Below are 8,881 nucleotides of genomic sequence, written 5' to 3' on the forward strand. Positions count from 1 at the left end.
GTTCCCTAACTTAATGTGATGAGTAATTTAGACACTTCTTCTACTGCTTGTTCGGCATGTTCACCTTCGGCGATGACTCGTACCGATACACCATAATAAAGCCCTAATGTTTGTAGTTTAAATAGACTTTTTGCACTGGCTTGCTTGCCATCACACTCAACGAAGATACTGCATTCGAAAGACTTTGCTTTTTTTACCAAAAGTGCAGCTGGACGGGTGTGGAGCCCGTGCTGAGCGGTAATGGTTACAACTTTTTCATACATCATCGCAAGACTCTTAGTTAGTTATTAACCAAATGATATTTTAGACCTAGAACTCGTTAATCTAAGAATAATGGAGCTAATAATCAATGATTTGGTAATTTTTCTTTTTGAGGGCTTTGGTCGCCTCTGTTAATGTATCTTTTTTTACTAGGATATAATCAGTATCAAAGGTAGATATGGCAAAAATACTGATTTTTTCATCGGCGAGCGTGCCGGATACATTGGCTAAAATCCCAGTCATTGAAAAGCCTAAAGGGCCTAGTACTTCAAGGCAGCGCCAGTCTTCCTCTTGTTCAATGCTATCTAAGACTAGCGTTGAGGATACGACTACCGAGATCTCGTCTTTAGTTTTGCCGATAAAGAACATCTCTTGTTGAAAAATCTCGGCAGGGATGACGCTTTCAGATGAAAAGCTATGGATAGTGTAGAGCTCGGGATGAGTAGCCAGTGTCAGACGAGCCATAAGTTCACTCTTAGATAAATTCCATTAGTGAATTTAGCTTACCATAAATGGCCAATAGCGCGAGGGGCAATGTTGCTCTCGCGCTATAGCCTGACAGACATTAGTTAACTTTAAACTGACCTAATGTTTGCGAGCAGTCTTTACTGATCGATTGAAGAGAAATTGCGGCGCTGTGATTACTTTCATTCGCTTTCACTGAGACCTCAGTCAGTTCAGTTATAGTGCAAATATTGCGATTTATCTCTTCGGTGACAATAGACTGTTCTTCGGTTGCACTGGCGAGTTGGGTATTCATATCACTGATGTGGGCGACCAAGTTAAGAATATCGGCCAATGAATCGCTGACATCCTTAGCTTGTGTCTGGACTTGTTGAGATTGATGTTGATTTTGCTCGTTACTTGCTACGACAAGGCTTACGCCCGATTGGATATCTTTGATGATATGTTGAATTTCGTTGGTCGAATCTTGAGTACGAGTCGCTAAGGCGCGCACTTCATCGGCCACAACGGCAAAACCTCGACCGTGACTCCCTGCGCGAGCAGCTTCGATAGCGGCATTAAGGGCAAGCAAGTTGGTTTGTTCGGCAATTGCACGGATCACATCGAGGATACTGCCTATCTGTACTGATGATTGGCCAAGGGCATGAGTAAGCTGCTGAGAATGTTCTAGTTCATCGGCTAGATGCTGAACATTGTCCAGTGTCGAATCCATCATCGACATGCTTTGCTGCGCTTGCTGCTTGACACTATTTGCGGCATCGGCTGCTTGGTTGGTACTCGTGGCCATTTCCTGAGTTGTCGATAGCATTTGGTTTATCGCCGTTGCCACACTTGAAGTTTGCTGGTGCAGGTGCTCAACACTACTATTGGATTCCTCTACAGCAGTAAGTAGGCCGACAGCATCCTTATCCAAGTTGGTACCAATGGGTTGCAACTGAGCAACCATATCCCTGATTTTCACAACAAACAAATTAAATGCCAGAGCCAGCTCTGCGACCTCATCTTTGCCTTGAGTTGGCAACTTTTGGGTTAAATCACCTTCTCCTTGAGCAATATCTTTCATCGCCGTAATAGCTTCTTTTAGCGGAGCCGTGATGGAGATGTTAAGTACGAGGAAAAAAAGGAAGATAGGAATCGAGATCATCAACATGATGACGAGGTAATCGAAAGCCATGGAATACATAACTTCACTCACATCACTCATATAGCTGCCAGTAATGACAGTCCAGCCCCAAGGTTGATACTGTCTGACTTCCACCAGCTTTGGCTCTAATTGGCCAGTACTTGGATTTGGAAAGTTGATTTGGGCCTTGGCAACAGCTTGATGGGCTGATGTACTGATGAGAGAGTCGAGATTAACAGGATCTTGCGAGCTAAAGAGTGTGGTGGCATTTTGGTTAATGGCACTAGCGTCGGCGCCGTGGGCGATAATTTTACGCTGATCGTCTAATACGATGAAGTAGCCATCGTTACCAAAATGTATTTGATTAATCAGATACGCTGCAGCGTCTTTGGCGTTAACCAGAGTGAGGTTTTGCTCCTCAATTTGTTTGTTATGAGCTTCAATAACGCTTATGGCCGTATTGATTTGAGCATCATTTTGCAGCCATTTTTGCTCAACAAGGTTGTTGTACTGTTCATTGATCGAAAAACTGGCAAAACAAACAGTGCCTATAGCGGCTAGCAATAGCATTAAAATCAGACGCTGTAGAATTGTAAATTGTCTTAATAGGGCGATCATATCCTTTGTTGCTCTGTTTACGATAACATTGATTAAACTTAACCTTAATGATGAGGTTGGGAAATAGTAAGCTTATGTTTATTTTAAAAATGTTAACTGTATCTGTGGTTTTCCATCGGTATTACAAATGAGAGTTTGAGGCCGCTTACAGCTCTAGTTCACTGGTGTGCGACAGATCTACCTTGTAACAGGTGTATGTTAAGTATTTTGTGCTGTGTTAATGGTTGAATATGATGTTCTAGCCTATAGCGCGAGCTTAACTAAAGTGTAATAGAAGCAAATGGGTAAATTTGTTTGGCTGTTTTACTGTTTTTTGTTAATTGAGTGGGGCAATATGTCTCGACTAATTTTGAAAGGTTAATTTTATGCAAACAAGAGTATCTGTAACCACTGACGATATTTTATTAAAGTTATGTCACTCAGTATGTCACGTGCTATTTAGTACAACGCATAGTCAAGTAAGTCACGCAGGTATGGTGCAATCTATTAGCCGCACCTGTTTGAAACCTGACTTAGGTTGTTTCTCTATTTTTGATGGTGGTTTTTCTGGCTTGGTGGTGATCAATTTCTCGGCTCCTGCGGCATTAGAGATCTATCGAGAATATATGCTTAATATGGGTATGCCTGAGTCAGAGCTTGCGTTTTCACATACTTCAGATGAAGTAGGTAATGTGATGGGGGAGCTGATGAACCAGATCTTAGGTGATTTCATCAATAAAATTAGTAAAGAGTTACAAACCAGTATCAGTCAAAGCCAGCCTAAAATGCTGACTATAAATAAAGAGTTAACTATCTCTATTGATACTAACTTGGATGAAGCAGTTGCAAGGCGAGTATCGTTTAAGACTAAAAGCAACCATGTTTTTTATCTTGAGTTTGCAATGGACAAGACAGAGTTTATCAAGCTAAGTGAGTTTGACGTCGATGAGGATTTTGATTTAGATGAACTGCTTGCTGAACACGGTCAGTTGTTGGCTTCTCCGAAGCGCCCCCAAGCTGCAAGCATTCAAGAAAGTAATGAAGTAAAAAAGAGTGATGCCGATGATCTACTCGATGAGTTGGGCCTTTAGCTCGAAGAGAACTTAGCTGTCGATGTTCGTACAAGCTGTTGTTTGTGATAAGTCTTAGGTTTAGCAAATACAGCACGTTTATAAACGCGCTGTATTTTATTAAAGCTATTGTTTCATAGGCATTAAGCAGAGGATTAAATTATTTGCTTTGGCGGTTTAAATATTGATTAATATTGCCTTTACTCTGTTTAGCGATACTTTGTAATAAACCGAAGTTTGGGCTGTGCAATCGATAGTCTTTATCTAAATCTTCAAGCATGGCCAGCCACAGGCTAGCCGTCATTTCACTATCCGCTAGGGCACGGTGAAATACGCCGTCATGTTGTATATTCTTATAACTCACTAAGCTACCAAGCTTATGGTTTGGGGCGGCTTGATAGAGCCTACGTGCTATGAGCATAGAACAGGCAAATTGGCCGAGATAGTCACAATTAATGCGCTTAAGCTCTGCATCTAAAAAGCGTTGATCGAAAGAGGCGTTGTGAGCAACCAAGTTATAATCACCGATAAACTCAGCAAATTGTATCATGACCTCTTCACACGATGGCGCATCGGCTAACATAGCATTACTGATCCCGGTATAGCTCTCGATAAAACCACTGATCCGAAAACCTGGGTTCATTAACTGCTGAAACCGATCGATAACTTTGCCATCTTTTAGCATTACAGCACCGATTTCAATTGCTCGATCGCCCTGATTTGGAGATAGCCCAGTGGTTTCGAAGTCGAGTACGATAACCGTATCTGCAGGACGGCTTAGGATTGGATGATTGCTATAACTCAATTTAATAATTCATCTGTAATATTTTTTGATATTGTATTCATTCCATGTTTCCAGTCAATCTGCTTTATGACTCAGACAGGCTAACCTTTAGATCAATGATAGCTGCACGGAATAAGCATGTTTCATGATCTCACCGTGATTTTTATTAGTCCGTATTTGCTAGAATCTGCGCAAATTTACGTGAGTTAATAACATGCAATTAGATATCAATGGTTTAACACCTGAGCAGTTTCTCAAAGAATACTGGCAAAAAAAACCACTAGTGATCCGTCAAGGATTTAAAAACTTTCAAGATCTTCTATCTCCTGATGAGATGGCAGGGCTCGCGTGCGATGAAATGGTGGAGTCACGTCGAGTCTATCGTGATAAGGGAGACTGGCAGGCGGAGTTTGGTCCATTTGAATCTTATGAGCATTTAGGCGAAAACGATTGGACCTTAATCGTGCAGGCATTAAATAACTGGGTTCCTGCAGCAGAAGACTTACTAAAATGCTTCGATTTTATACCTCGCTGGCGATTAGATGACGTGATGGTTAGTTATGCGGTTCCAGGTGGTGGCGTTGGGCCACATATTGACCTGTATGACGTGTTTATTTGTCAAGGTTCTGGGCGTCGTAGATGGCGAGTAGGGGACTTAGGGCCTCACAAAGAGTTTGCTGCGCATCCTGCACTGCTGCATACCGAAGCTTTTGAGCCTATCATTGATGTTGAACTTTTACCTGGCGATATTCTCTATCTACCACCGGGATATCCTCACGATGGCGTGACACTTGAACCTTCAATGAGCTTCTCTGTAGGCTATCGAACTGCTTCTGCAAAGGATATGGTGAGTGCTTTGGCTGATCACCTTATTGATAGTGAACAAGGGACTAAACAGATAGCGGATCCAGACCGTAATTTGAGTATGCATTCTGGTTTAATCGATGAGCGAGATTTAGGCCGTATCAAGCAGCAACTCATCGAAACCTTAGATGATACATTAATCAGTGAATTCAGTGGTCGTTACCTGACACAGTCTAAGTGCGAATTAGATCTACCCGAGGAGCAATTAGGTTTCCAGATTGACGATATCATGGAAATTATCTCTGAGCAGCCGTTGATCCGTTTAGGTGGCCTACGTTGTCTCTATTTCGCGAACAGTCTTGAGTCTGGTGTTATGTACATTAATGGCGAACAAGTCGAACTTGGACAAGGCTGTTCAGAGGTGATTGAAGCACTTTGTAATAAACAGATGCTAACCCTTGAAGACATGTCTTCTTGGTTCGAAAATGATGCCGTAATGAGACAACTTACCGATTGGGTCAATGCGGGTTACTGGTACTTCGATGAAGTAGAGTAAACGACTTCTAAACTATGAATGACTTAATTTTGTTTTTTGTTAGTAAGTCACTTCTAGAAAAGTTGCTTCAGAAATGAAGATTAAAGCTCAATAGCCGTAAAGCTATTGAGCTTTTTATTACCACAAACAACCAATAGAGTGGTACTTCGTGTGTCCTCTAAGAATTAGAAGCGGTATTGCCACAGTGCTCCAATTGTATTGAAATCATTACCAACTTGAGTCACGACCCCTGTGTTGGCGTAGAGTTTGATACTGTGCTGGCTATTAATCGGAAAAGAGTAGGTTATACCGAACCGGGAATTACGCTGCTCATCTAGCGAGTTTATTTTGTCTTTACTGGTTTCACCGCCAAAAAATAGATTGCCATTTAATGAGACCCAGTGCCCTCGGCTGATGTTATAGATAAGATGCCCTTGAAGTGTGTATTGAGGTTGCTGCTCTAATTCTGTGTCATTAAAAAAATCATCATTATCACCATAAAGCCTTACTGAGGCAATAAGATCGTAATACCAGCGTCCAAGCTTATGTGACATGCCTATGCCTGGGCGAAATACCCAACGATTACTGCCGGCATTGAGTAGTCTTTTTCCGTCATAACTGCCTAATGGCATGCTAATTTGCATGCTTGCCCCCACGACAACACCTTGTTGCCATTTTGAAAAATCCTTTGCCTCTAATGCGGGGGCACCAAAAAAATTCCAAGTGACTTTTATCGATGGGTCGCCATATCCACAGCGATCTGCGTTGAGTTGCTGACCATTGAAATCAGCGCTACCTTGATAACAGACTCGTGTTGTTGATAAGTCAACTTTTGAAGAGCTTTCGGCTAGAGAGAAAGTATGGGCATAGCCAATAACAGCAGCGTTAATAGTCAGATTGGCATTTTGAATGGGGGCTGTAGGAGCTGGCGATAGATTGCCTTCGGAATGTACCACGCCAGCGGCTAGGAAATGCATCCCAATAGGGATATTAGTGTAGCTGCGCGGCTCGAGATCTTGAGCTACACAGGGGCTGCAAGCTAGCATGAGTAAAAGGTAGCGCGTCTTTACCATATAGATGTTATCTGGTTTGAGTAACGCCTTATCCATAATTGAGACATGTTTATTGTTAATCAATCTTAATCCCTTAAAAACCGACATAAAGCCTAGGTTTAGTCAAATTGGGTTCATATGCTTAACTTTATAAGGTGAAACTGAACAGGCCCGTATGATTTAACACTAAGTTAACCAATCTGCAGGGTTTATCAAGCGAGTTTTAATGCTATCTCAAAATTTTTACGCGTCATTAAAGTGTTACTTTGGTAATCTTAGTATATTGATAAGTTCATACTCAGGATAAATTAAACAAGTGTTATCAATTAATCAGTTGCATCAGCTTGTTAGGCTGGAGCTTGATAAAGCGCTAACCAGGGCTATAGCGGCCGCAAAACGAGCGCATGAGACGGCAACCGATACTGAGAGTATTGCTAAAAGTAAGTATGAAACCTTTGGCCTAGAAGCATCCTACCTTGCCCATGGACAATCTATGAGGGTAACCCAATGCCAAGCCGACATTAGGGATTTTGAGGGAATGTTTGCTCGGATAAATTCAAATTTGAGTATAGAGGCTAAGGAGTCTAATAAACCTAAGGTAGAATTAGGTAAATTAGTCGCTTTGATGGATGAAAATGGTAAAAGCCAATACTTGTTTGTTGGACCAGGAGTTGGTGGATTAAAGATAGTAGAGGGTAATCGCTCAATTATGGTTGTCACACTAGAGTCGCCATTAGGCACTGCCATGGCAAATAAACGACAAGGAGATGTATTTAGTCTGATTGTGGCAGGTAACAAGCGAGAATATGAAATCATCGAACTAGTCTAGCTTGTTGTATTTAGGCCAATGAAATGTTCATAGTATCGAATAAGACCTATATGGATGATTTCAAGTATCGAGTTATATTTGAGAAGGTTTGAAGAGGAATAATATGACGCCAATAAAGACTGAGCGGTTAATCATAAGACAAGTTACTGAAGATGATGCGGCATTTATTATGACTTTATATAATGAGCCAACTTTTATTCAAGGAGTTGGAGATCGTGGCGTGTCAAGTCTTGCGCTTGCTCGACAATACATCAATGAGTTCATAATTAAGAGCTATGCCGAGAATGGATATGGGTCTTTTCTTATTGTGCTAAAGGGCTGCAATACACCCATTGGCGTATGTGGATTGTTAAAGCGTGATTACCGTGAAGATGTTGAGCTTGGTTATGGTTTAGTCTACAAATATTGGTCTAAAGGCTATGCGATTGAATCTTGTCAAGCTGTACTGAATTTTGGTGTAGAGGCGTTGGGACTGAGCGAATTTATCGCGGTCACATCACTTGATAATAACGCCTCTATTAAGACCTTAGAGCGGTTAGATTTCAAATTTGAGACAGTTGAAAAACTAGCTGAATACGATGATGAGAGTAAATTGTTCAGATTAGTTAAGCTATAAAGCGAGTGATTAAATTGACGGGTGAACCGTTATGTATTGAAATAATAGGCTGTTTTAGATAAGGTTTTTCTACTGAATAAATAGTATCGTCAATACTAAGGAGTGTTTTATGGTGTCAAAGGTTTCTCGATTCACTCTTATACTCGGTATTTTTGTTGCTATGATGGGCTGTAATATCGCCAACCATGGATCATTTGTCACCAATACCTATCAGGATGTAAAGGTATCCGGCCCTCTCGTCAGGCTCGGTCCAGTTTCAGGACAGAGTTGTCAGACTCATTTTTTGTATTTGTTGCCAATGGGTGACAGTGTTTCTTCGCCTCGCGCTATTGAGGAGGCTAAAAATGCAATCAAAGGTACAATAATCATCACCGACGTCACCATAGATGACACTCTGTCGTTTGGTGTTGGCTATTCAGAGCAATGTATCAATGTGCAAGGAATAGCCTTTGGAACAATAACGCAGTAGTAGTAATCGCCATATTCATAATCGGATTGCTTGAATTACATAGCATATTACTCATTTTACTTGTTGTGTGGCTTGGTCTATTTGCTTCTAACTAATGAACAATAGACTGTAACTATTTCAGATAATCTCTAGCTCTCACTACACTGAGATTTTCCCGCTTGATAACAACTAGGTTGCCTTGGGCAAACTGCACCTCGACCACAAATTAGGCGAGCTTCATTTTCAATTCCTCTTTCAATCCAGTTGATATTGAGGATTTTAGCTACACTCATTAAA

At 41.3% G+C, this 8,881-nt stretch carries 11 protein-coding genes; 5 read left to right on the forward strand and 6 right to left on the reverse strand.

Going from position 1 to position 8,881, the window contains the following annotated elements; genetic code table 11:
• Positions 1–5: 5 nt before the first annotated feature.
• The 3 genes from Q1A86_RS10935 to Q1A86_RS10945 form a co-directional block, all read right to left on the reverse strand.
• Entirely contained in the window at positions 6–263 is a 258-nt protein-coding gene (locus Q1A86_RS10935) for an HPr family phosphocarrier protein (protein ID WP_299806441.1), read from the reverse strand.
• Positions 264–339: 76 nt separating this feature from the next.
• Positions 340–726 carry an ACT domain-containing protein gene (locus Q1A86_RS10940; protein WP_299806407.1) on the reverse strand — a complete coding sequence of 129 codons (387 nt, stop codon included), beginning with the start codon at positions 724–726 and terminating at the stop codon, positions 340–342.
• Between the two features lie 100 nt (positions 727–826).
• Entirely contained in the window at positions 827–2,467 is a 1,641-nt protein-coding gene (locus tag Q1A86_RS10945; RefSeq protein WP_299806409.1) for a methyl-accepting chemotaxis protein, read from the reverse strand.
• A 365-nt stretch (positions 2,468–2,832) separates the two neighbouring features.
• On the opposite strand from Q1A86_RS10945, the gene Q1A86_RS10950 reads away from it, so the two are divergent.
• Positions 2,833–3,537: a DUF3334 family protein gene (locus Q1A86_RS10950; RefSeq protein WP_299806411.1), complete on the forward strand. Its 705-nt coding sequence runs from the start codon at positions 2,833–2,835 to the stop codon at positions 3,535–3,537.
• Between the two features lie 139 nt (positions 3,538–3,676).
• Here Q1A86_RS10950 and Q1A86_RS10955 read toward each other — a convergent pair whose 3' ends face one another.
• A complete protein-coding gene (locus Q1A86_RS10955; protein WP_299806443.1) occupies positions 3,677–4,300 on the reverse strand; it encodes a PolC-type DNA polymerase III in 624 nt (207 codons plus the stop codon).
• A 214-nt stretch (positions 4,301–4,514) separates the two neighbouring features.
• On the opposite strand from Q1A86_RS10955, the gene Q1A86_RS10960 reads away from it, so the two are divergent.
• A complete protein-coding gene (locus Q1A86_RS10960) occupies positions 4,515–5,660 on the forward strand; it encodes a cupin domain-containing protein (protein ID WP_299806413.1) in 1,146 nt (381 codons plus the stop codon).
• A 164-nt stretch (positions 5,661–5,824) separates the two neighbouring features.
• Here the strand turns inward: Q1A86_RS10960 and Q1A86_RS10965 are convergent, their stop codons facing one another.
• Complete coding sequence (locus Q1A86_RS10965) at positions 5,825–6,775, reverse strand: transporter (RefSeq protein WP_299806415.1); 951 nt, start codon at positions 6,773–6,775, stop codon at positions 5,825–5,827.
• 232 nt (positions 6,776–7,007) lie between these two features.
• Between Q1A86_RS10965 and Q1A86_RS10970 the strand changes: the two genes are divergently transcribed.
• From Q1A86_RS10970 to Q1A86_RS10980, 3 genes are all read left to right on the forward strand, one after another.
• The gene (locus Q1A86_RS10970) at positions 7,008–7,520 is read left to right on the forward strand and encodes a GreA/GreB family elongation factor (RefSeq protein WP_299806417.1); all 513 of its coding nucleotides are present in this window, start codon (positions 7,008–7,010) and stop codon (positions 7,518–7,520) included.
• Between the two features lie 103 nt (positions 7,521–7,623).
• On the forward strand, positions 7,624–8,136 hold the full coding sequence (locus tag Q1A86_RS10975; RefSeq protein WP_299806419.1) for a GNAT family N-acetyltransferase: 513 nt from the start codon (positions 7,624–7,626) through the stop codon (positions 8,134–8,136).
• Between the two features lie 109 nt (positions 8,137–8,245).
• On the forward strand, positions 8,246–8,605 hold the full coding sequence (locus tag Q1A86_RS10980; protein ID WP_299806421.1) for a TRL domain-containing protein: 360 nt from the start codon (positions 8,246–8,248) through the stop codon (positions 8,603–8,605).
• A gap of 128 nt (positions 8,606–8,733) precedes the next feature.
• On the opposite strand, the gene Q1A86_RS10985 is transcribed toward Q1A86_RS10980, so the two are convergent.
• A partial coding sequence (locus Q1A86_RS10985; protein WP_299806445.1) for a DUF3612 domain-containing protein occupies positions 8,734–8,881 on the reverse strand: 148 nt, incomplete at its 5' end.

Origin of the sequence: uncultured Shewanella sp. (assembly GCF_947497935.1) — a bacterium.
In the GTDB taxonomy this organism is placed as follows: domain Bacteria; phylum Pseudomonadota; class Gammaproteobacteria; order Enterobacterales; family Shewanellaceae; genus Shewanella.